Here is a 22,856-nt window from a genome sequence, read left to right as displayed (position 1 = left end):
CGGGGTCACGCTTTGGCTACCCAGCGCGGGTAATACTGTGCAACCGCCCCGCCATCGGTGCGCAGGGCGTGGCATTTGTCGAGTTGAAACGGCTTTTCATGCGATAAGTCAGCATTCGCACCGTCACGGGTCGACCAGACATCGCCGGCAAATGCCTGAACCGTCGCAGTCGGCAAGACTTGCGCCAGTTCGGTCAAATGGGTACAGCCGGCGATTCCCGCCAAGCGCTGTTTCAAGTCGCGGCGGAAATTCTTCAATAAATTCAGACCGATCAGCGCCCTGTAAGCGGGCCCGATGGTATCGCAAAAACCGGGATAGGGCACGGCATCGGAGGCAGCTTCGGCCTCGACGATGGTCAGTTCGCGATCGACGGTAATACGCAAGTGGAGGTCATGCAGAGGGGCGCCGGCGGGACGCGGGCCGGAGGCCAGGGTCGCGTCATAGCTTTTGATATCGGTGATATGGGCGTCAATATCCCACAGGCCGTCGTCGCGCATATACGCTTGGACGTCGATAACGCGGGAGTGCCGTAGGGCGCGCCGGGATACGGGAGTTGACAGGGGCATAAGACCGATGCCGCTTGCGCGGCCATAATTAGTAAGCAGCCATGTGCCTAAAGCACTCTGTTCGCAGCTTCTACGAACAGCAACCGCACCTGCGGCGCCGCAAAAACCCTAAAAGTGTAGCACACAGGGCGCTAGTTGCGCCGCAACATAATTTTTTATTGGTCTTGCCGCCTGCAACAAACCATCAATGAAAACCGCAAAATGAATGACAAACATTCACAATTCAAATAACTTGGGGGCAGGCATGCCGGCGGCGTCAACCTGGCCGCCGCCACGCCTCAGTCAGTCACGCCCAGCGCGCGCAATACGGGCAAGGTGCGCGCATAAAAATGCTGCGCGTGTGCCAGCAGTTCGGCCAGGTTTTCCTCTTCCGTCAACAAGGGCTGCTCGTCCCGCGTCAATAGCTGGTTCAGGCGCAGCAGCACAGGCCACGTCGCACGCACCCATTCTTGCGGGGCTTGCCAACCTTGCAGTTTCGCCCACAGGAATAGCTGTTGTAAATGCGATACAGCCACGCCGCTGCCCGTCATGGGACTGGCAAGGATGGTCAAATCAGTTCTTGCCAGTGCCTGTTCCAGCAGGTGCGCATTCAGGCGCGCCGTCTGCGGGCGCGCCACGGCGATGTCGGCCTCGTCCTGGACGGCCAGCACGCTGCCCTTGCTGATCAAGATCAACATGATCTGCAACAAGGCGGCCAGGCTGGCTTCTGTGCCAGCCAATTGCTGCTCCAGCTCACCTATCGTGTACACGCGATGGTCAGCCATGGCATCGAGCACGGGTGCATACACGCGCTCGTCCATATCGGCGTCGCCCAGCACGCCATGCACGCTCAACACCACCTCGTCGCGCGGCACGGCCAGCATCACGCGCACGGCCCGCAAGGCGCTGGCCTGGGCGAACGGCGTGAGCGTGCGTGCACCCTTGACCCAGTAATCCTTGCGGAACTGCTCGTTGACGAGAAAGGCCCGCGTCGTCTCACGAAAGATGGGATCTGGTATCTCGGCCAGGAACTGCTGGTGCTCGGCCGTAAGGTTCAGCATGTCGACCAGGGCGGTATAGGTAGCGGATGCGGCAAACTCGAGCTTGGCCTCGCCCAGCATGGCCGCAACGCTGGAAAAGGCCATCGGCTGCCAGTCGGCATTGAAATATTCGTGGGCAAGATAATGCCCATCCATCGTCTTGAGCTTTTCGAAGCGTTCCGCCAAATGCGGGTTGGCCTCCAGGTAACGCGGTTGCGCGGCGATCATCCTGCCGACAAAATCGATGGCGCCATCGACTCTGGCCAGCACGCCCTGGCCCGGGGCACTCATGACGCGGCTATGCTCCGCCATCAGGTCGCGCATCGGCATCATTGCGGCCCAGCCTGGCTGCGTGTTGTAACTGATGTAGACGACACCGCCCACTTTCAGTTTGCGCCGCAGAAAATCGACGATCAGGGCGCGATTTTCCGCCGAGATCCAGCTCCAGATCCCATGCAAGCAGATAAAGTCGAAATCGGGCAAGTCGTCGCGGCGACAAAACTGCGCGAACGATTCGTCCGTCAACTGCGCGCCAGCGCCAGCCGCGCCGGCCAGCTCCTGCGCGAAGGCGGCCTGGGATGCATTGAAATCATTGCCATGCCAGCGCGTGGCGGACGCCGCCGCATGGATATTGGCGCTGATGCCCTGGCCAAAGCCCAGTTCGCAAGCCGTGCCGCTGGCCGGCAAGGCAAGGCCGGCGGCCAGCAGGGGTAGCCGCAGGCGCAGAGGATTCAATTCTTCGTAATAGCCATAGGTATAGGCGATTTCGGCCACATAGCCGGCATTCCAGTTGCTCATCTTACATCCTGTCACGATCAGTGGTGCTGCGCGCATCGCACAGCGTTCGAGCGCCAGCATACCCGATCGCGCGGCGTCACCATACTGGAATCAGACGACGTTTGAAAGCGCAGTTCCTGGCGGCGCGGCGTGGCGGCCGGCCAGCCCTGGATGACCTATTCCTCGTCGGGATCCAGCCCCTTCAAGGCTACCTGCACGGCGCGCTGCGAAAAGCCGCGCTGCATCAAAAACCGCATCTGCTTGGTGCGCTGCTCGGCATCCTGCGCCACCTGGCCAAACTTGCGGCGCCACACCTCGCAGGCGCGCGCCACTTCCCCTTCGGCCAGGCCCGCCTTGAGTTCCTGCAATGCCTCACCGCCTATGCCATGGCTTTGCAGTTCCGCCATGATGCGGCTATTGCCAAAGCGGGCCGAGCGGCGGTGGATCAGCGACTCGGAAAAGCGCTCCTGCGACAGCCAGTTGGCTTGCTCCAGGCTGTCGAGCAAGGCTTCCACGTCATCGCCCTCCTGCGCATGGCGCTGCAGCTTGCGCCGCAATTCCATGCGGCTGTGTTCGCGCATCGACAAAAAGCGTAGCGCCCTGCCTTTCAGGCTTAGTTGTACTGCGGCCATACCCCCACCTTGTCTTTCATTCCACGATCACATCACCCAAACACAATCGCCGCCCGGCGCAACAGCGCGGGACGGCGATCATGGTCACACCTTGCCAGCCGCCATCCGCAAGCGCGAATGGTGGCTGACGGCAGCTTACTCGGCGGCTTTGGCTTCCGCCTTGGCAGCCTTGTCAGCGGCTTTATCCGCTTTTTCCGGCTTTTCAGCAGCCAGCGGCGGCAGTTCGCGCACGCCCAGCGAAGCGCGGACCTTGTTTTCGATCTCGCGGGCCAGCGCCGGACGCTCTTGCAGGAAGGCGCGGGCGTTGTCCTTGCCCTGGCCGATGCGTTCGCCGTTGTAGCTGTACCACGAACCGGATTTTTCCACGATCTTGGCATCCGAACCCAGATCCAGGATTTCGCCTTCGCGCGAGGTGCCGGCGCCGTACAGGATGTCGAAGTGCGCTTCCTTGAACGGTGGCGCGATCTTGTTCTTGACGACCTTGACCTTGGTTTCGTTGCCGATCACTTCATCGCCGGACTTGATCGAGCCCGTGCGGCGGATATCCAGGCGCACGGAAGCGTAGAATTTCAGCGCATTGCCGCCCGTGGTCGTTTCCGGGCTGCCGAACATCACGCCGATCTTCATGCGGATCTGGTTGATGAAGATGACCAGGGTATTCGTGCGGTTGATGGAGCCGGTCAGCTTGCGCAGCGCTTGCGACATCAGACGCGCTTGCAGGCCTGGCAGGGAATCGCCCATGTCGCCTTCGATCTCGGCGCGTGGCGTCAGTGCGGCCACGGAGTCGATGACGACCAGGTCGACGCTGCCCGAACGCACGAGGGCGTCGCATATTTCCAGTGCCTGCTCGCCAGTATCCGGTTGCGAGATCAGCAATTCATGCAGGTTCACGCCCAGCTTTTGCGCGTAACCGACATCGAGCGCGTGCTCGGCATCGATAAAGGCGCAGGTGCCGCCCAGTTTTTGCATTTCGGCGATGGTTTGCAGGGTCAGCGTGGTTTTACCCGACGATTCCGGACCGTAGATCTCCACCACGCGGCCGCGCGGCAAGCCGCCCACGCCCAGCGCGATATCGAGGCCGAGCGAACCGGTCGACACGACTTGCACTTCTTCGATCGGTGCGCTGGCATCCATGCGCATGACCGAACCTTTGCCAAACTGCTTCTCGATCTGCGCCAGTGCGGCGGCGAGCGCCTTGGCTTTTTCCGATGCGGGTACTACAGCTTTTTTATCGTCCATATGTTCTTTCAGCCGTTCTACAGGTGCGGATTCAGTGGAATCCGGCAGCCTGCGATAGCGCCAGTGGGTTAAATTCTTTACACAGACAGTACTGTATAAAAAAACAGTGATCAATGCAAGCGGAACGTGGATTTGTTTTGAAACAGATCAATACAAGCCTGGTTTCTCACAAAAACTCGCCACCTTGCGGGAAATGAAACACAATACAAACTTCTACCGCCGCAAGCATAGGAAGTGCACCATGCGTATTTTACTTGCCGAAGATGACAGCGTGCTGGCCGATGGCCTGACCCGCTCGCTGCGCCAGTCCGGTTATGCGATCGACTACGTCAAGACCGGCCAGGAAGCCGATACGGCCCTGTCCACCCAGGAATTCGACCTGCTGATCCTCGACCTGGGCCTGCCGAAGATGTCCGGCCTGGAAGTGCTGCGCCGCCTGCGCGCGCGCGCCTCGCTGTTGCCCGTGCTGATCCTGACGGCCGCCGATTCCATCGAACAACGCGTGAATGGCCTCGACCTCGGTGCCGATGATTATATGGCCAAGCCGTTCGCCCTGTCGGAACTGGAGGCAAGAGTGCGCGCCCTGACGCGCCGCGGCGCCGGCGGCGGCGCCACCATCATCAAGCACGGCCCCCTCAGCTATGACCAGGTGGGGCGCAGCGCCTACATCAACGACCAGATGCTCGACTTGTCCGCGCGCGAACTGGGTTTGCTGGAAATCCTGCTGGGCCGCACGGGCCGCCTCGTTTCAAAAGAGCAACTAGTCGACCACCTGTGCGAATGGGGCGAGGAAGTGTCGAACAATGCCATCGAAGTATATGTGCACCGCCTGCGCAAGAAGATCGAGGTGGGCGGCGTGCGCATCGCCACCGTGCGCGGCCTCGGCTACTGCCTGGAGAAATATTCGGAAGCGGCGCGCCTGCAAGCCGAAGCGGGCGAGGCGGCAAGCCCGGCCAACGGCCCCGCCAGCAAGTGAAGGCGCGCGAGGCGCCAGCGGACGAGGCGGACGACGACGACTGGTTCGAACCGCCCACCACGGAGCAGGATGACACCATCGAGCACTCGCTGTTTGGCGAAATCCTCGACTGGATGCTGGCGCCCCTGCTGCTGCTGTGGCCGATGAGCATCGCCATCACCTATCTGGTGGCCAAGGGCATCGCCAATCAGCCGTTCGACCATGCGCTGGAAGACAGCGTCACGGTGCTGACGCAACAGGTCAAGCAGGCCGATGGCGCGCTGCTGCGCCGCGTGCCGGACAAGAACAGCAATAACAAGGGCCGCGACTTCCTGCGCGGCGACGATATCGACACCCTGTATTACCTGGTGGTGGGCCCGCGCGGCGAATACCTCGACGGCGACCGCGACTTGCCGCCGCCGCAAGACCCCGACAAATACCGCAGCGGCATGGTACTGTTTCGCAACGACACCATCCACGGCGCGCCCGTGCGCGTGGCGTTCAGCTATCTCGACATTCCTGGCGGCAGCGACGACGACGCGCACCGCGCGCTGGTGCAAGTGGCCGAGACGCTGGAAAAGCGCGCCCAGCTGGCCAATGAAATCATCAAGGGCGTGATTTTGCCGCAGTTCATCATCCTGCCCGTGATCCTGGCCCTGGTCTGGTTTGCCCTGGCGCGCGGTCTGTCGCCGCTGGCCCAATTGCAGGAACGCATACGCGCCCGGCCGCCCGACGATTTATCTCCCATCGAATCGGGGCAAGTGCCCGAGGAAATCACGCCGCTGGTCGGTTCGCTCAACGAGATGCTGGCGCGCCTGTCGCTGTCGATCGACATGCAGAAACGCTTCATCGCCGATGCGGCGCACCAGATGAAGACGCCGCTGGCCGGCATGCGCATGCAATCGGAGCTGGCCCTGCGCCAGACCGACCACGATGAGATCCACCGCTCGCTGCTGCAGCTGGCGAAAAGCTCGGAAGCGGCCACGCGCCTGGTCAACCAGCTGCTGGCCCTGGCGCGCGCGGAAAACCAGCCGCAGGCGGGCACGGCCTTCGAGCCGATCGAACTGAGCGAACTGGCGCGCGGCGTGGTGCAGGACTGGGTGCAAGCCTCGTTTGCCCAGCATATCGACCTGGGCTTCGAACAGCCCGCGTATTCAATCATGATTTCCGGCAATGCCATGATGCTGCGCGAGCTGCTGAGCAATCTGATCGACAATGCCCTGCGCTACACGCCGGCCGGCGGCAGCGTCACGGTGCGCGTGCGCAGCACCCTGGAACTGGCCATCCTGGAAGTGGAAGACACGGGCCCCGGCATTGCGCCGGCCGAGCGGGCGCACGTGTTCGAGCGCTTTTACCGCATTCTTGGCAGCAACGTCGACGGTAGCGGCCTGGGCCTGGCTATCGTGCGCGAGATTGCCCAGCAGCATGGCGCCGAAGTCGATATTTTTAACAATCCGCGCGCCACTTCGCCCAAGCTGCCAGGCACCCTGCTGCGCCTGAGCATCGCCCTGCTGTTGCCGGAAGCGCCAGAAGAGGATGACATTACGTATGGATAAGCCCAGCCTTCCCGCGGCGCCGCTGCAGCCGGCGCGCTCGCCCGGCCCCGAGCTGCAGGCGCGCCGCGACGTGCACTGGCGCAAGACGCGGCGCCTGACGGCCATCCTGCTGCTGGTCTGGCTGCTGACGGGCTTCCTGACCGTGTTCTATGCGCGCGAGCTGTTGCACCTGAACCTGTTCGGCTGGCCCCTGCCCTTCTATATGGCGGCCCAGGGCGCCTCGCTCGTTTACCTGGCCATCATCGCCTTGTATGCCTGGCGCATGCGGCGCCTGGACCGGGAATTCCATGCCGAGGAGCAAGCATGAGCGGCCAGCGCAGTTTCTTCGCCCGGCTGAGCCGCTACTACCTGCTGTTTACCGCCGGTTTCGCCGCCTTCCTGCTGGCCCTGTCGGTGCTGGAACAGGAAGGCATGCCGCGCGCGTGGATCGGTTACCTGTTCATGCTCGTCACCATCACCCTGTACGCCACCATCGGCGTCATCAGCCGCACCTCGAACGTCACCGAATACTATGTGGCGGGGCGCCGGGTGCCGGCCATGTTCAACGGCATGGCCACGGCCGCCGACTGGATTTCGGCCGCCAGCTTCATCAGCCTGGCCGGTGGCCTGTACCTGAACGGCTTCGACGGCCTGGCCTTCATCATGGGCTGGACGGGCGGCTATTGCCTGGTGGCGCTATTGATCGCGCCCTACCTGCGCAAGTTCAGCCAGTACACGATTCCCGATTTCCTCGCCGCCCGCTACGGCAGCGGCACCGACAAGCGGGGCGCCAGCGTGCGCGTGGTGGCCGTGGCCGCCACCATCATCGTGTCGTTTACGTATGTCGTGGCGCAGATCTACGCCGTCGGCCTGATCGCCTCGCGCTTCACGGGCGTGGATTTTTCCGTCGGCATCTTCCTGGGCCTGGCCAGCATTCTCGTCTGCTCCTTTCTGGGCGGCATGCGCGCCATCACCTGGACGCAGGTGGCGCAGTACATCATCATCCTCGTCGCCTTTCTGATTCCCGCCATGTGGCTGTCGGTCAAGCACGCCGACAATCCCGTGCCGCAGATCGCCTATGGCAAGGTGCTGCCGCAACTGAGCGCGCGCGAACACGTGCTGGAAACGGACCCGAAAGAAAACGAAGTGCGCGCCATCTTCCGCCAGCGCGCGCACAGCTACCAGGCGCGCATCGACGGCTTGCCCGGTTCCTGGGAGCAAGGCCGCCTGGCGGCCCAGCGCCAGCTCGATAGTTTGCGCCAGCGCAATACCTCGCTGTTCGACATCCGCAACGCGGAGCGCTACCTGATCGCCTATCCCAAGAGCCCGGACGAGGCACGCGTGCTGTGGCAGGCGATGCAGGCGCAAAACCAGAAACGCGCCGAGCCGATCATTCCGCACGCGCAGCCGTTTCCCGCCGCCGACCGCGAGCAATCGGACATCAAACGCAACAATTTCCTGGCCCTCGTGTTTTGCATGATGCTGGGCACGGCCGCCCTGCCGCATATCCTGATGCGATCGTACACCACGCCGTCCGTGCACGAAACGCGCGTGTCCGTGTTCTGGACCCTGTTCTTCATCTTGTTGATCTACCTCACGATTCCCGCGCTGGCCGTGCTGGTCAAGTACGATATTTACTCGGCCTTGGTCGGCACGCAATACGCGAACCTGCCCACCTGGGTGTCGTACTGGGCCAACGTGGACAAGCTCAGCCCCCTGATCAGCATCGTCGACGTCAACCGCGACGGCATCGTGCAACTGGCGGAAATTTCCATCGATGCCGACGTGCTGGTGCTGGCCACGCCCGAGATCGCCGGCCTGCCCTACGTGATTTCCGGCCTGGTGGCGGCCGGTGGCCTGGCCGCCGCCCTGTCGACGGCCGATGGCTTGCTGCTGGCCATTTCCAACGCCCTGTCGCACGACGTCTATTACAAGGTGGTCGATCCCAGCGCCTCGACGCAAAAGCGCGTGACGATTTCCAAGTTGCTGCTGCTGGCCGTGGCCTTCATCGCCGCCTATGCCGCCTCGCAAAAGCCGGCGGACATCCTGTCGCTGGTGGGCGTGGCCTTTTCACTGGCCGCCTCGACCCTGTTCCCGCCGCTGGTGCTCGGTGTCTTCTGGCAACGCGCCAATTACCAGGGGGCACTGGCCGGCATGCTGACGGGCTTTGGCGTCTGCCTGTACTACATGCTGCACACCAGCACCATGCTGGGCGGCAATGCCAGCGGCCAATGGTTTCACATTGCGCCTATTTCTGCCGGCATCTTCGGCGTGCCGGCCGGCCTGGCCGCCGCCGTGCTGGTCAGCTGGCTGACGCCGGCGCCGGGACGGCGCAGCAGGGGACTGGTCGAGCATATCCGGGCACCGGAATAGATAGGCAGGCAGGCCCGCCAGATCAATTCCCCTTGCGGCATAGGGAAAAGACAGCGCCCCGCTAAAAAAGGAGTAGGCTGGAGGGCCGTTTTACTTGCGAGGAGATCCCATGCCGTCTGGAAAAATTCTTGTTGCCCAGGGAGGCGGCCCCACCGCCGTCATCAACCAGTCGCTGGTGGGCGTGGTGCTCGAATCGCGGCGTTTCCAGCATGTCACGCGCGTGTATGGCGCCCTGCATGGCGTGCGCGGCATCGTCAATGAAGAGTTTGTTGATCTGACGCAGGAAACCAGCCATAACCTGGAACTGGTGGCCGCCACGCCCTCGTCGGCGCTCGGCTCCACGCGCGACAAGCCCGATATTGCCTACTGCCAGCAAATCTTCGAGGTGCTGCGCGCGCACGAGATCGAACACTTCTTTTACATCGGCGGCAACGACTCGTCCGACACGGTGCGCATCGTCAGCGAAGAAGCGCACAAGGCCGGCTATCCGCTGCGCTGCATCCACATCCCGAAAACCATCGACAACGACCTGGTGGGCAGCGACCACACGCCCGGCTTTCCCTCCGCCGCGCGCTTCGTCGCGCAAGCGTTCGCCGGCGCCAACCTCGACAACGCGGCCTTGCCCGGCGTCTACGTGGGCGTGGTGATGGGCCGCCACGCGGGCTTTTTGACGGCCGCCTCGGCACTGGGCAAGAAGTTCCCCGACGACGGCCCGCACCTGATCTATCTGCCTGAGCGCGTCTTTGTCCTGGAACAATTCCTTGCCGACGTGAAGGCCATCTATGAAAAGTATGGCCGTTGCGTGATCGCCGTGTCGGAAGGCATCCACGACGCCTCGGGCGAACCGATCGCCAGCCTGCTGGCCAAGGAAGTGGAGCGCGATGCGCATGGCAATGTGCAATTGTCGGGCACGGGCGCGCTGGCCGACCTCCTGTGCGACGAAATCAAGGCCAAGCTCGGCATCAAGCGCGTGCGCGGCGATACCTTCGGCTATCTGCAGCGCTCCTTCATCGGCTGCGTCTCTGATGTAGATCAACGCGAAGCCCGCGAAGTGGGCGAAAAAGCCGTGCAGTTCGCCATGTGGGGCGACCGCGACGGCTCCGTCGCCATCAAGCGCACGGGCTTTTATTCCGTCGATTACGAACTGCTGCCGTTGACGGACGTGGCGGGCAAGACGCGCACCATGGAAGACGAATTCATCAGCGCCAGCGGCACGGACGTGACCGATGCTTTCAGGCTGTATCTGCGCCCGCTGCTGGGCTCGGGCATGCCCGATGCGTTCCGCCTGCGCGCGGCCAAGGTGGCGAAGGTCCTGAAACCTTAAACACCTGACCAAACCTACTGCGCGTCGCGCGTCGCGGCCTGCGATGCTCACTGTGCTAAAGCACAGCTGCGCGTCTCGGTCACGACTCACATCCGCTCGCTACGGTTTTGTTAGGTGTTGTGAACCGTTTCTGCCAGCAGCAGCGGCCGCAGCTTGACGGCCGCTTCTTTTAACTGCGGCACGTGCTGCATCAACTGCTCCACGGACTTTCTCGCCACGGGCGCGTGGCAGGCGACGGCCGCCACGATGCGCCCGTCCGCCGCGCAGATGGGCACGGCCACGGCCACCATGCCGTGCACGAATTCCTCGTCGTCGATGCCGATGCCCAGCCGGGCGATGCGCACGATCTCGCGTTCCAGCAGCGCCGGGTCGGTGATGCTTTTCGGCGTGCGCGCCTGCAGGCTCAGCATGGCCAGCAATGCACGCCGCTCCAGCAGGGTCATGTGCGCCAGGAATAATTTTCCGCTCGCCGTGCAATGCATGGGCGCACGCGTACCCAGCACCAGGTGCAATCGCAGCGGTTCCTGCGTTTCCACCCGGTCCACATACACGATCGCATTGCCCTCGGGAATGGCCAGATTGCACGTCTCGCCCGTGGCCGCCACCAGGCTGCCCAGGATGCTGCGGCTCACGCGGATCAGGGCATTGTTGCGCAGGGTCGCCAGCGCCAGGTTGGTGGACGCCGCCCCAGGCACATAGCCGCGTCCGACGGGCGTGCGCAGCACGTAACCGTGTTGCTCCAGGGTATCGAGCAAGCGCATCATGCTGGCCTTGGGTACCTGCATGCGCGCCGCCAGTTGCGACAGGGTCAAGGGCTGGCTGGCGCTGGCCAGGTGTTCGATCAGGCGCAGCACGCGCAAGCCCCGCGCCTCGTCGCCATGGCTGGCCGCCGTATTCGTCGCCACCGCGCCCCCCGCCGGGCTGTCTTCTTCGGCCTCGGCCGGCCGTTTTTGAAACGCATCATGCATGTTCTGTTTCACCTCTCGCGTATGCGGTGGTTTCCGCTTGTCCCGGTGCTGCACGTCTTTTATAAATGGAACCAGACGTTCCAAAAATAACCAATAAAGACCAGTGTATCGCAAAAAACGCCCGCCGAGGCGACGCGATACCGCAACGTAGGAGACAAGAGTAATGTTGCAAACACACTACGATTACATCGTGGTCGGCGCCGGCTCCGCCGGCTGCGTGCTGGCCAACCGCCTGTCGCACGACAGCAACAATCAGGTATTGCTGCTGGAAGCAGGCGGCAAGGACAACAATCCCTGGATACACGTGCCGGTCGGCTATTTCAAGACCATGCACGACCCCAGACTGGACTGGTGCTACCGCACGGAAGCGGACGCCGGCATCGCCGGACGCCAGCTGCAATGGCCGCGCGGCAAGGTGCTGGGCGGCTCCAGCTCGCTCAACGGCTTGCTGTACGTGCGGGGACAGAAAGAGGATTACGACCGCTGGGCCGAACTGGGCAACGCAGGCTGGAGCTATGCCGAGGTGTTGCCCTACTTCAAGAAATCGGAAGACCAGGAACGCGGTGCCAGCGACTACCACGGCGTGGGCGGCCCGTTAAAAGTGTCGGACCTGCGGCTGCGCCGCCCCATCGCCGAACACTTCATTGCCGGCGCCACGGAAAGCGGCATTCCCTTCAATGCCGACTACAACGGCGCCACGCAGGAGGGCGTCGGCTACTTCCAGCAGACGGCCAGCAAGGGCCTGCGCTGGAGTACGGCGAAAGCCTTCTTGCGGCCGGCCCGCAAGCGCGCCAACCTGCGCGTGGAAGTGCGCGCGCAAATCACGCGCGTGCTGTTCGAGGGCAAGCGCGCCGTCGGCATCGAGTTTCGGCAGGATGGCCAGTTGCGCCAGGCGCGCGCCAGCGGCGAAGTGATTTTATGCGCGGGCGCCATCGGCTCGCCGCAAATCCTGCAATGCTCGGGCGTCGGACCGCGCGCCCTGCTCGAGGACGTGGGCGTGCCGCTGGTGCACGACTTGCCCGGCGTGGGACAGAACCTGCAAGACCATCTGCAAATCCGCCTCGTCTTCAAGACGCGGCTGAAAACCCTGAACGATGAAGTCAACAGCCTGTGGGGCAAGCTGTGGGTGGGCATGCAATATGTGTTTTCCCGCTCGGGGCCGTTGACCTTGGCGGCCAGCCAGGTGACGGTGTTTACCAGGTCGTCGCCCGAGGTGGAGCGGCCCGACATCCAGTTCCACATGCAGCCGCTGAGCGCCGACAAGCCGGGCGAAGGCGCGCATCCGTTTTCCGCCTTCACGTCGTCTGTGTGCCAGCTGCGCCCGCACAGCCGCGGCCACGTATCGATCAAGTCCGCCGACCCCCTCGCCTATCCGGGCATCTACCCGAACTACCTGTCCGACCCGCGCGACCAGCAGACGGCCGTTGCCGCCCTGCGCGTGGCGCGCAGGATCGCCGCAGCGCCGTCGCTGGCGCCGCACATCATTTCAGAGTTCGTGCCCGGTCCGCAGTTCGAGACGGATGCGCAGCTGCTGGAGGCGGCGCGGCGCTTCAGCCAGTCGATCTACCACCCGAGCGGCACCTGCAAGATGGGCCACGACGCCATGGCCGTCGTCGACGACCGCCTGCGCGTGCACGGCATGCAGAACCTGCGCGTGGTCGATGCGTCGATCATGCCGGAAATTGTCTCGGGCAATACGAACGCGCCCACCATCATGATCGCCGAAAAAGCGGCCGACATGATCCTGGCGGACGCCGTGCGGCTGCCGCAGGCGGCCTGACCCACCCATTCCATTTCCGGCAAGGAGGATGCCAGCGGCGGGCAGGCGGCCCCGCACACAATGACCCGGCGACAAGCCGAGCATCAAAAAATACATAATCGATATCGATTGGAGACTAGATATATGGATAACAATCCGAACAATCCCAAAAAGGCCAAAGAGCTGCGGAAAGTCGTGATGGCCAGCGTGATCGGCGCCACCATCGAGTGGTATGACTTCTTTTTATACGGCGTCGTCGCCGGCATCGTATTCAGCAAGCTGTATTTCCCGGGCGGCGATCCGCTCGTCTCGACCATGCTGGCCTACGGCACCTTCGCCGTGGGCTTTCTGTCGCGTCCCATCGGCGGCGTAATCTTCGGCCACTTCGGCGACAAGATCGGCCGCAAGAGCATGCTGGTGATGACCCTGATGATAATGGGTATCTCCACTTTCCTGATCGGCGTGCTGCCGACCTACGACCACATCGGCTACTGGGCGCCGGGATTGCTGCTGTTCCTGCGCGTGCTGCAGGGCATCGGCCTTGGCGGCGAGTGGGGCGGCGCCGTGCTGATGGCGTATGAATATGCGCCGCCAAAGGAGCGCGGCTTCTATGCCAGCCTGCCGCAGATCGGCCTGGCCATCGGCCTGTGCCTCGCATCGGGCGTGGTGGCGATTTTGTCCTACAGCCTGACGGATGCGCAATTCCTCTCGTGGGGCTGGCGCGTGGCCTTCATCCTGTCGGCCGCCCTCGTCTTCATCGGCATGTGGATACGCCTGAACGTGATGGAAACGCCCGAGTTCCAGGCCGTCAAGGAAAAGAACGCGGAAACGCAGATTCCGTTCTTCGACCTGCTGAAGCGCTATCCGGGCAATGTATTAAAAGGCATGGGCGCGCGCTATATCGACGGCGTGTTCTTCAATATCTTCGGCGTGTTTTCCATCACCTATCTGACCAACACCATCAAGATCGCCCGCACGGAAGCGCTGATGGGCGTGATGGCGTCGGCCGTCGTGATGTGCTTTTGCATCCCCTTCTTTGGCCGCCTGTCGGACCGCATCGGCCGCAGCAAGGTGTTTTTCTGGGGTTCCTTGATCACGGGCGTGTCGGCCATCCCCGCCTTCTGGATCATGCTCAACCACGCCGACAATCCGCTGCTGCTGTGGTGTTCCGTGATCATCCCGCTGGGCGTGCTGTATTCGGCCGTGTACGGCCCGGAAGCGGCCCTGTTCTGCGACCTGTTCGACGCCAAGGTGCGCTATACGGGCATCTCCTTCGTGTACCAGTTCTCCGGCATCTTCGCCAGCGGCCTGACGCCCATCATCGCCACCTACCTGCTGAAAACGGGCAATGGCGAGCCATGGCACATCGTCGGCTATATCCTGTTCGCCTCCCTCGTCTCGGCCGTCAGCGTGGCCATGATCGGGAAAGGAGGCTCGCAACCGGATGGCCGCATGAAGCCGGCGCACGCAAGGTAAGCGGTAAGATATCGCGGCGTAAAAAAAGGCAGGCCTCTCGCGAGTGCCTGCCTTGTTTGTTCAAGCTACAGCTTAGATAACAATGGTTTGATGCTCATCACCCACGCGGGCGCGGATGGTGCCGATGCGCGAGACGGTTTCGCCGGCCGCTTGCAATTGCGCGATGGCGGCATCCGCGTTTTCCTGCGAGACGATGACGGTCATGCCGATGCCGCAGTTGAAGACGCGGTGCATTTCGGCGTCAGCCACGCCGCCGTGCTGTTGCAGCCACGTGAACAGCGGCGGCATGGTCCATGCCTTCGAGTCCAGCTCGGCCACCAGGCCAGGCTGCAGAACGCGCGGGATGTTTTCCACCAGGCCGCCACCGGTGATGTGCACCATGCCCTTGACTTCCATGGCATCCATCAGGGCCAGCAGTGGCTTGACGTAGATGCGCGTCGGTTGCATCAGCACGTCAGCGAGTTTACGGCCATGGAAGTCGCCTTCCAGGTCCGGTTTTGCCACTTCGATAATCTTGCGCACCAGCGAGTAACCATTCGAGTGCACGCCCGACGAGGCCAGACCCAGCACCACGTCGCCTGGGGCGATCTTGGTGCCGTCGATGATTTTCGATTTTTCCACGGCGCCGACGGCAAAACCTGCCAGGTCGTATTCGCCGGCCGGGTACATGCTCGGCATTTCCGCCGTTTCGCCGCCGATCAGCGCGCAACCGGCTTGTTCGCAACCCTGGGCGATGCCCTTGATGACGTCGGTGGCAATGGCCACATCCAGCTTGCCGCAAGCAAAGTAGTCGAGGAAGAACAGCGGTTCGGCGCCTTGCACCAGGATGTCGTTGACGCTCATGGCGACCAGGTCGATGCCGACCGTGTCATGGCGGTTCAGTTCGAACGCCAGGCGCAATTTGGTGCCGACGCCGTCGGTGCCCGAGACCAGCACCGGTTCCTTGTACTTCTTGCTGATTTCAAACATGGCGCCAAAACCGCCCAGGCCGCCCATCACGCCTTCGCGCAGGGTGCGCTTGGCAAACGGCTTGATTGCTTCGACTAAAGCGTCGCCTGCGTCGATATCGACGCCAGCGTCACGGTAGGAAAGGGAAACATTAGAAGTCTGGTTCATGGTGTGGTGGCAGCGGAGGCGGTAAAATAGAAGGCGGATACCCGCCGGCACGCGCGCGCAAGCATGTTTTTCAACATCATGCGGCAGGACGCCAGCGGGTGAATTCGGTCGATCAAGTCGCTATTTTATCAAACTGCCCCGCCATTTCGTAATTAACTGCCTTTTTTTAACGCAACAGCACAAACTACATGCCATTCGCCATCACCGCCGAGCAGAAGCAAACAGCATTTTGGATCGCGGTCTGGCTGGCATTCTTGCTGCTGCTCGTCAGCCTGGGCCCTATCCTGACGCCCTTCCTGGCCGCCGCCATCCTCGCCTACGTGCTCAATCCCGGCGTAGACCGATTGCAGCGCCTCCATTACAAGCGTTTTTACGTGCCCCGCCCGCTTGCCGTGCTGGTCGTCGTAGTGTTGTTTTTCCTCGCCATTACGGCGCTGGTGCTCATCGTCGTGCCCGTGCTGCAAAAGGAAATTCCCCTGCTGCAGGCGCAAATCCCGCAATTCCTGAGCAAGGCGAACGAGTTCCTCGCGCCGAAACTGCGCGACCTGGGCATCCGCGTACGGCTGGACGGCACGGGCATCAAACGCATGCTGAGCCAGCAGATGGCCACCAGCGGAGATGAAATCTGGAGCACCGTGCTGGCCTCGGCGCGCATCGGCGGCACGGCCGTGCTGGGCTGGCTGGCCACCGTGGTGCTGATTCCCGTGGTGCTGTTCTACCTGTTGCTGGACTGGCATCCGATGCTGGCGCGCATCGCCGGCGCCGTGCCGCGCCGCTGGGTCGGCCGCACCGTGGGCATGGCGCAGGAAGTCGACACGCTGCTGGCGCAATACCTGCGCGGCCAGTTGCTCGTCATGCTGGTGCTGGCCACGTATTACTCGGTGGCGCTGGCCATCGCCGGTTTTGAAGTCGCATTGCCTGTGGGCATCATCACGGGCTTGCTCGTATTCATCCCCTACCTGGGCTTCGGCCTGGGGTTGATGCTGGCGCTGATCGCCGCCCTGCTGCAGTTTGCCGACTGGAGCGGCGTCATCGCCGTGGCCGTCATCTATGGTTGCGGCCAGGTCATCGAAGGCTTTTTCCTCACGCCGCGCCTGGTCGGCGAGCGCATCGGCCTGAACCCGCTGGCCGTGATCTTCGCCTTATTGGCCTTCGGACAACTGTTCGGTTTCGTCGGCGTTTTGCTCGCTTTGCCCGCTTCTGCCGTCCTGATGGTCGCTTTTAAGCATCTAAGACGCCACTACCTCTCCAGCAGCTTCTATAATACCTAGTAAAAGCGGATATCATATCAACCTAGCAATACCACGATGCACATGCAGTAATGAAAAACAGGACAAGGCGTACGCCATGAAACAACTGGTGCTCGATTTAGGCACAGACCAGGCGCACAGCCTCGATACCTTCGAGGTGGGACAGAATGCCGAAGTGGCGCAGCTGATGCGCCAGTTCGCCGCGCGCACGTCGCGCGAACATTTTGCCTACCTGTGGGGCGAACTGGCCGCCGGCAAGAGCCACCTGCTCAAGGCCCTGGCCAGCACCGAGCGCGCGCGCTACATTTCGCCATTCTCGATCGAGTCCGAATTCGTGTATTCGCCCGACGTGGATTTGTACCTGCTCGACGACTGCGAAAAGCTGTCGCCGCTGGCGCAGATCGACGCCTTTGCCCTGTTCAATGAAATCCGTGCCAACCAGGCGTTCATGGTGTGCAGCGGCGCCGTCCCGCCCGCCGTGCTGCCCGTGCGCGAAGACTTGCGCACGCGCATGGGCTGGGGCCTGATCTACCAGATCCACGGCTTGACGGACGATGAAAAAATCGCCGCCCTGACCCAGGCGGCCACCACCCGCGGCTTGACCTTGTCACCGGGCGTGTTACCCTATCTGCTGTCCCATTTCCGGCGCGACATGCGTTCGCTGTCGACGATGCTGGACTCTCTCGACCTCTACTCCCTTGAAACCCAACGCCCGATCACCTTGCCATTGTTGCGCGAGTTGCTGCAGGCGGAAGCGAAAGAATGATGAATCTGGCCCTGTTTGACCTCGACCACACCCTGCTGCCCATCGACTCGGATCACGAGTGGGGCGAATTCCTGGTACGCATCGGTGCCGTGGACGCCGCCGAATTCACCCGCCGCAACGACGAATTTTTCGCGCAATACCAGGCCGGCACGCTCGATCCGGTGGAATACCTGGAATTTTCCCTCGGCACCCTGGCGCAATTCCCGCGCGAACGCCTGGAAGCGCTGCACCGCCAATTCATGGCCGAAGTGGTCTTGCCGGCGATCCGCCCGGAAGTCGTTGCCCTGCTGAAACAACACCAGGACGCGGGCGACCTGCTGGCCATCGTCACGGCCACCAACCATTTCATCACCAAACCCATCGCCGATGCACTGGGCGTCGAACACCTGCTGGCCGCCATGCCCGAATATGACGAGCAAGGCAATGTCACGGGCAAGCTGCTGGGCACGCCGACTCTGGGCGCGGGCAAGCTGACCCACACCCACGCCTGGCTGGAAAAGATGGGCAAGGAACTGGGACAGTTCGAGCGCAGCTATTTTTACAGCGATTCGCACAACGACATTCCCCTGCTGTCGGTCGTGACCCACCCGGTCGCAACCAATCCCAATGCCGCGTTGACAGCACACGCATCCCTCCACGGCTGGCCATCACTCCACTTATTCAATGATTAAAAAATTCATCCGCAAGATCCTCGGCGTTAAAAAAGAGGCAGCGCGCGACACCACGGCTCCCATCGTGCTCGGTCCTGCGCAACACGGAATCGACCCGAAACTGGTGTCGTCGAATGCCATCCGCGTCACCAGCAGCCTGCAGGAAGCGGGCTTCGAGGCCTTTGTCGTCGGCGGCGCCGTGCGCGACCTGCTGCTGGGCGTGAAACCCAAGGACTTCGACATCGCCACCAACGCCACGCCGGAACAGGTCAAGCGACTGTTCCGCCGCGCCTTCATCATCGGCAAGCGCTTCCAGATCGTGCATGTGATGTTCGGCCAGGATTTGCTGGAAGTGACGACCTTCCGCGGCGCCGGCGCCGACTCCGCGCCCAAGGATGAACATGGCCGCGTCCTGCGCGACAACACCTTCGGCCTGCAGCACGAAGACGCGCTGCGCCGCGATTTCACCATCAACGCCATGTACTACAACCCGGCCACGCAGGAAGTGCTCGATTACCACGGCGGCGTGGAAGACATCCGCGCCAAGACCCTGCGCATGATCGGCAAGCCGGAAGAACGCTACCGCGAAGACCCCGTGCGCATGCTGCGCGTGGTGCGCTTTGCCGCCAAGCTGAAATTCACCATCGAGCCGCACACGGCCGCGCCGATTCCCATCATGGCGCCGCTGATCAACAACGTGCCGGCGCCGCGCGTGTTCGACGAGATGCTGAAACTGCTGATGAGCGGCCATGCGCTGGCCTGCCTGCAGCAGCTGCGCAAGGAAGGCTTGCACCACGGCTTGCTGCCGCTGCTCGACGTGGTGCTGGAGCAGCCGCTGGGCGCGAAATTCGTCACCCTGGCGCTGGACGCGACCGACCAGCGCATCGCCGCCGGCAAGACCGTCTCGCCGGGCTTCCTGTTTGCCTCGCTGCTGTGGCACCAGGTGCTGGAAAAATGGACGGCCTACCGCGCCGCCGGCGAGTCGACCATCCCCGCGCTGCACCTGGCGGCCGACGACGTGCTCGACTCGCAAACGGAAAAACTGGCCCTGCAGCGCAAGATCGGCTCCGACATGCGCGACATCTGGTCGATGCAGCCGCGCTTCGAGCGCCGCGTCGGCAAAGCGCCGTACAAATTGCTCGAACACCTGCGCTTCCGCGCCGGCTACGACTTCCTGCTGCTGCGCTGCGCCTCGGGCGAGATCGACATGGATATCGGCGAATGGTGGACCGCGTTCTATGAAGGCGACGAAGAAACGCGCGAAGCGCTGCTCGTCAGCGCGAATGCCGCGCCGGGCGCCGTCAAGAAGAAGCGCCCGCCGCGCCGCAGCACGCGCAGCAAAACGGGCGGCGGCACCACCACTGGCGGCACCAGCGGCGAATAATGCCAGTGATTGCTTACATCGGCATCGGGGCGAACCTGGGCGACGCGCGCGCGAATGTACAGGATGCGCTTGCGCGCCTGGCGCGCCTGCCCGGCGCATCCCTCGTGGACGCCTCGTCCAGCTACCGCACGGCGCCCATCGATTCCAGCGGCGACGACTACATCAACGCCGTGGCGCGCATCACGACCACCCTGCCGGCGGAGGAACTGCTGCTGGCCCTGCACGCCATCGAGGCGGCGCACGGGCGCGAACGGCCTTACCGCAACGCCCCGCGCACCCTGGACCTGGACTTGCTGCTGTACGGCGATGAACAGATCGCCAGCGCCACACTGACGGTGCCCCATCCGCGCCTGACGGAGCGCGCCTTCGTGCTGGTGCCGCTGCTCGAACTGGCGCCCGCCATCGTCGTGCCCGGACGCGGCCCCGCGCAAGGCTATCTGGCGGGCGTGTCGGACCAGGCCATCAGCCAGCTCTGAGCCGCCGCGCCAGACATACACTACAATGCCGCCCCTGCACGCAGTCCTATAAAGTACTACACTAGCGGCGTCGCAATAGCATCACCCCCCTTTCACTCTAGAGAATACCTATGTCCGCTTATTTGCAAGGAACAGATCTGGCCGCAAAAGACAAGGCCGCCACACCGGCGCCGGCGCCATCCAAGCCTGTCGCCAACAAGGCCGTGACCATCCATACCCTGGCCACGTTGCGCGCCGCCGGTGAAAAGATCTCCATGCTGACCTGCTATGACGCCAGCTTCGCGTCCCTGATGGACCGTTGCGGCGTGGAGATCCTGCTGATCGGCGATTCGCTCGGCATGGTCTGCAACGGCCTCAACTCCACCCTGCCCGTCACCGTGGCCGAACTGGCTTACCACACGGCGTCCGTCGCGCGCGGCAGCAAGTCGGCCATGATCCTGTCCGACCTGCCGTTCGGCGCGTACGGCACGCCTGAAACGGCTTACGCCAACGCCGTCATCCTGATGCAGGCGGGCGCGCACATGATCAAGATCGAAGGCGGCGCCTGGCTGGCCGAGACCGTCCGTTTCCTCACCGAGCGCGGCATCCCCATCTGCGCCCACATCGGCCTGACGCCGCAATTCGTGCACCAGCTGGGCGGCTATAAGGTGCAGGGCAAGAGCACGGAAAGCGCCGCCGAGCTGAAAAACGACGCACTGGTGCTGCAAAACGCGGGCGCCGCCATCGTGCTGATGGAAGCCATGCCGTCGCAACTGGGCAAGGAAGTGACCGACATGCTGACGATTCCCACCATCGGCATCGGCGCCGGTCCCGACTGCTCGGGCCAGGTCCTCGTCATGCACGACATGCTGGGTGTCTTCCCAGGCCGCAAGGCGCGCTTCGTGCGCAACTTCATGGAAGGCGCGGCCAGCATCGACGAAGCCGTCACCGGCTACGTCAAAGCCGTCAAGGACGGCAGCTTCCCGGCGCTGGAACACTGCTTCTGATTGCACTTAGCGAGCCACTGATTGGCGCTTTAGTCCGCAGATGAAAGCCAGGGTCAGACCCGTCGGGTCTGACCCTGGCTTTTAGGCCAACAATACGCCTACCCCACCTGTATCCACGTCGTCTTCAGCTCCGTGTACTTGTCCAGCGCGTGCAGCGACTTGTCGCGCCCGTTGCCCGACTGTTTATAACCGCCGAACGGCACGGTGATATCGTCGCCGTCGTACTGGTTGACGTGCACGGTGCCCGCGCGCAGGGCGCGCGAGGTCTGGATGGCCTTGGTGATGTCCGAGGTCCACACGGCCGCCTGCAAGCCGTAGGGCGTGGCATTGGCCTGTTGGATGGCTTCCGCGATATTTGTAAAGCCCAGCACGGACAAGACGGGCCCGAAAATCTCTTCGCGCGCGATCATCATGCCGGCGTCCACGCCGAAGATGGTCGGCTGCACGTAGTGGCCGCCCGTATCAAGGCGCACGGCCTCGCCGCCGCCCAGCAGCTGCGCGCCTTCGCTCTTGCCGGCCGCGATATAGCCCATCACCGTTTGCATCTGCGTGGCGTCGACGATGGCGCCCATGACGGTGGCTTCGTCGAGCGGATCGCCTGGCTGGAAGCGGGGCAGCATGGCCAGCGCCTTGGCGATAAATGCATCCTTGATCGATTCTTCCACGAACAGGCGCGAGGGCGCGTTGCAGCTTTCGCCCTGGTTGAAGAAGATCGAGCCGACGGCGGCCGCCACGGCCTTGTCCAGGTCCGGGCAATCGGCGCACACGATGTTGGCAGACTTGCCGCCCAGTTCCGTCCACGCCCGTTTCAGATTCGACTGGCCCGCCATCTGCACGATCAATTTCCCTGTGCGCGTGGAACCCGTAAAGCCGATGCAATCGACGTCCATGTGCAGCGCCAGCGCGGCGCCGGCCTCGTTGCCGTAGCCTGGCAGCACGTTGAATATGCCCGCCGGCACGCCCGCTTCCAGCGCGATGTCGGCCAGGCGCAGCGCCGTCAATGGCGATTTTTCCGACGGTTTCAATATCACGCTGTTGCCGGCCGCGAGGGCCGGCGCGATCTTCCAGGCGGCCATGATCATCGGGTAATTCCACGGCACGATGGCGGCGACGACGCCCACCGGTTCGCGCGTGATCAGGGCCAGGCTGTTGGCGGGTGTCGGCGCGATTTCATCGTAGACCTTGTCGATCGCCTCGCCATACCAGCGCAGGCAGTTGGCCGTGGCGCCCACGTCCACGCTCTGGCTGTACTTGATCGGTTTGCCCATGTCCAGGGTTTCCAGCAGGGCCAGTTCGGGACCGTATTTCTGCACCAGGTCGGCGAACTTGATCAATATCCGCTTGCGCTGCGCCGGCGATTTACCGGCCCAGCGGCGGTCGTCAAAAGCGGCGCGCGCGGCCTGCACGGCCGCCTCCACGTCGGCGCCGTCGCAGCGGGCCACCTGCCCCAGCGAGCGCCCATCGATGGGCGACAGATTGTCGAAGGTCTGGCCGGCTCTGGCCCAGGCGCGCTCGCCGTTGATGAAGGCGCGCCCATCGATCTTGATCGCTGCGGCCCGTGCGTGCCAGCTGGTGTTTTCCGTCATGGTCGTCTCCTGTGTCAGT

At 63.1% G+C, this 22,856-nt stretch carries 20 protein-coding genes; 13 read left to right on the top strand and 7 right to left on the bottom strand.

Features of this window, described 5'->3' with window-relative positions:
* Positions 1-5: 5 nt before the first annotated feature.
* The 4 genes from AC07X6_RS00425 to recA form a co-directional block, all read right to left on the bottom strand.
* Positions 6-566 carry a DUF2889 domain-containing protein gene (locus AC07X6_RS00425; protein WP_230539080.1) on the bottom strand — a complete coding sequence of 187 codons (561 nt, stop codon included), beginning with the start codon at positions 564-566 and terminating at the stop codon, positions 6-8.
* A 278-nt stretch (positions 567-844) separates the two neighbouring features.
* Complete coding sequence (locus AC07X6_RS00420) at positions 845-2,383, bottom strand: methyltransferase regulatory domain-containing protein (RefSeq protein WP_494789711.1); 1,539 nt, start codon at positions 2,381-2,383, stop codon at positions 845-847.
* 155 nt (positions 2,384-2,538) lie between these two features.
* A complete protein-coding gene (recX, locus tag AC07X6_RS00415) occupies positions 2,539-2,994 on the bottom strand; it encodes a recombination regulator RecX (RefSeq protein ID WP_494789710.1) in 456 nt (151 codons plus the stop codon).
* Between the two features lie 135 nt (positions 2,995-3,129).
* A complete protein-coding gene (recA, locus tag AC07X6_RS00410) occupies positions 3,130-4,233 on the bottom strand; it encodes a recombinase RecA (protein ID WP_230539082.1) in 1,104 nt (367 codons plus the stop codon).
* A 241-nt stretch (positions 4,234-4,474) separates the two neighbouring features.
* On the opposite strand from recA, the gene AC07X6_RS00405 reads away from it, so the two are divergent.
* From AC07X6_RS00405 to AC07X6_RS00385, 5 genes are all read left to right on the top strand, one after another.
* On the top strand, positions 4,475-5,209 hold the full coding sequence (locus AC07X6_RS00405; RefSeq protein ID WP_230539083.1) for a response regulator: 735 nt from the start codon (positions 4,475-4,477) through the stop codon (positions 5,207-5,209).
* Positions 5,206-6,744: a sensor histidine kinase gene (locus tag AC07X6_RS00400; protein WP_494789709.1), complete on the top strand. Its 1,539-nt coding sequence runs from the start codon at positions 5,206-5,208 to the stop codon at positions 6,742-6,744. Before AC07X6_RS00405 ends, AC07X6_RS00400 begins: the two co-directional genes overlap by 4 nt.
* Positions 6,737-7,051 carry a DUF4212 domain-containing protein gene (locus AC07X6_RS00395; RefSeq protein WP_494789708.1) on the top strand — a complete coding sequence of 105 codons (315 nt, stop codon included), beginning with the start codon at positions 6,737-6,739 and terminating at the stop codon, positions 7,049-7,051. Before AC07X6_RS00400 ends, AC07X6_RS00395 begins: the two co-directional genes overlap by 8 nt.
* Complete coding sequence (locus AC07X6_RS00390) at positions 7,048-9,096, top strand: sodium:solute symporter family protein (RefSeq protein ID WP_494789707.1); 2,049 nt, start codon at positions 7,048-7,050, stop codon at positions 9,094-9,096. The genes AC07X6_RS00395 and AC07X6_RS00390 overlap by 4 nt, the downstream gene beginning before the upstream one ends.
* A gap of 109 nt (positions 9,097-9,205) precedes the next feature.
* Entirely contained in the window at positions 9,206-10,420 is a 1,215-nt protein-coding gene (locus tag AC07X6_RS00385) for a 6-phosphofructokinase (RefSeq protein WP_494789706.1), read from the top strand.
* A 110-nt stretch (positions 10,421-10,530) separates the two neighbouring features.
* Here the strand turns inward: AC07X6_RS00385 and AC07X6_RS00380 are convergent, their stop codons facing one another.
* Positions 10,531-11,388 (bottom strand): IclR family transcriptional regulator, encoded by an 858-nt coding sequence (locus tag AC07X6_RS00380; RefSeq protein WP_494789705.1) that lies wholly within the window; start codon positions 11,386-11,388, stop codon positions 10,531-10,533.
* Positions 11,389-11,551: 163 nt separating this feature from the next.
* Here AC07X6_RS00380 and AC07X6_RS00375 point away from each other — a divergent pair, with 163 nt between their 5' ends.
* Together AC07X6_RS00375 and AC07X6_RS00370 are read left to right on the top strand one after the other, a co-directional pair.
* Complete coding sequence (locus tag AC07X6_RS00375; RefSeq protein WP_494789704.1) at positions 11,552-13,168, top strand: GMC family oxidoreductase; 1,617 nt, start codon at positions 11,552-11,554, stop codon at positions 13,166-13,168.
* A 123-nt stretch (positions 13,169-13,291) separates the two neighbouring features.
* Positions 13,292-14,623 carry an MFS transporter gene (locus tag AC07X6_RS00370; RefSeq protein ID WP_494789703.1) on the top strand — a complete coding sequence of 444 codons (1,332 nt, stop codon included), beginning with the start codon at positions 13,292-13,294 and terminating at the stop codon, positions 14,621-14,623.
* A 72-nt stretch (positions 14,624-14,695) separates the two neighbouring features.
* On the opposite strand, the gene purM is transcribed toward AC07X6_RS00370, so the two are convergent.
* Positions 14,696-15,739: a phosphoribosylformylglycinamidine cyclo-ligase gene (gene purM / locus AC07X6_RS00365; RefSeq protein WP_034788683.1), complete on the bottom strand. Its 1,044-nt coding sequence runs from the start codon at positions 15,737-15,739 to the stop codon at positions 14,696-14,698.
* A 188-nt stretch (positions 15,740-15,927) separates the two neighbouring features.
* Between purM and AC07X6_RS00360 the strand changes: the two genes are divergently transcribed.
* The 6 genes from AC07X6_RS00360 (at position 15,928) to panB (ending at position 21,251) form a co-directional block, all read left to right on the top strand.
* Positions 15,928-17,010: an AI-2E family transporter gene (locus AC07X6_RS00360; protein ID WP_034746048.1), complete on the top strand. Its 1,083-nt coding sequence runs from the start codon at positions 15,928-15,930 to the stop codon at positions 17,008-17,010.
* A gap of 76 nt (positions 17,011-17,086) precedes the next feature.
* Positions 17,087-17,755: a DnaA regulatory inactivator Hda gene (hda, locus tag AC07X6_RS00355; protein ID WP_230539092.1), complete on the top strand. Its 669-nt coding sequence runs from the start codon at positions 17,087-17,089 to the stop codon at positions 17,753-17,755.
* Positions 17,755-18,426, top strand: coding sequence for a histidinol-phosphatase (locus AC07X6_RS00350; RefSeq protein WP_076566473.1), 672 nt, complete (start codon positions 17,755-17,757; stop codon positions 18,424-18,426). Before hda ends, AC07X6_RS00350 begins: the two co-directional genes overlap by 1 nt.
* A complete protein-coding gene (gene pcnB / locus AC07X6_RS00345) occupies positions 18,419-19,789 on the top strand; it encodes a polynucleotide adenylyltransferase PcnB (RefSeq protein ID WP_474293065.1) in 1,371 nt (456 codons plus the stop codon). The genes AC07X6_RS00350 and pcnB overlap by 8 nt, the downstream gene beginning before the upstream one ends.
* Positions 19,789-20,265, top strand: a complete 477-nt coding sequence (gene folK, locus AC07X6_RS00340; RefSeq protein WP_494789702.1) for a 2-amino-4-hydroxy-6-hydroxymethyldihydropteridine diphosphokinase — start codon at positions 19,789-19,791, stop codon at positions 20,263-20,265. The genes pcnB and folK overlap by 1 nt, the downstream gene beginning before the upstream one ends.
* 110 nt (positions 20,266-20,375) lie before the next feature.
* Positions 20,376-21,251: a 3-methyl-2-oxobutanoate hydroxymethyltransferase gene (panB, locus tag AC07X6_RS00335; protein WP_230539095.1), complete on the top strand. Its 876-nt coding sequence runs from the start codon at positions 20,376-20,378 to the stop codon at positions 21,249-21,251.
* 98 nt (positions 21,252-21,349) lie between these two features.
* On the opposite strand, the gene AC07X6_RS00330 is transcribed toward panB, so the two are convergent.
* Complete coding sequence (locus AC07X6_RS00330; protein WP_494789701.1) at positions 21,350-22,837, bottom strand: aldehyde dehydrogenase; 1,488 nt, start codon at positions 22,835-22,837, stop codon at positions 21,350-21,352.
* Positions 22,838-22,856 lie beyond the last annotated feature (19 nt).

This window comes from Janthinobacterium sp. GW460-12-1-14-LB5, assembly GCF_059423585.1.
The sequence above is the reverse complement of the archived record's forward strand: the minus strand, read 5'-3'. Positions and strand labels throughout refer to the sequence as shown.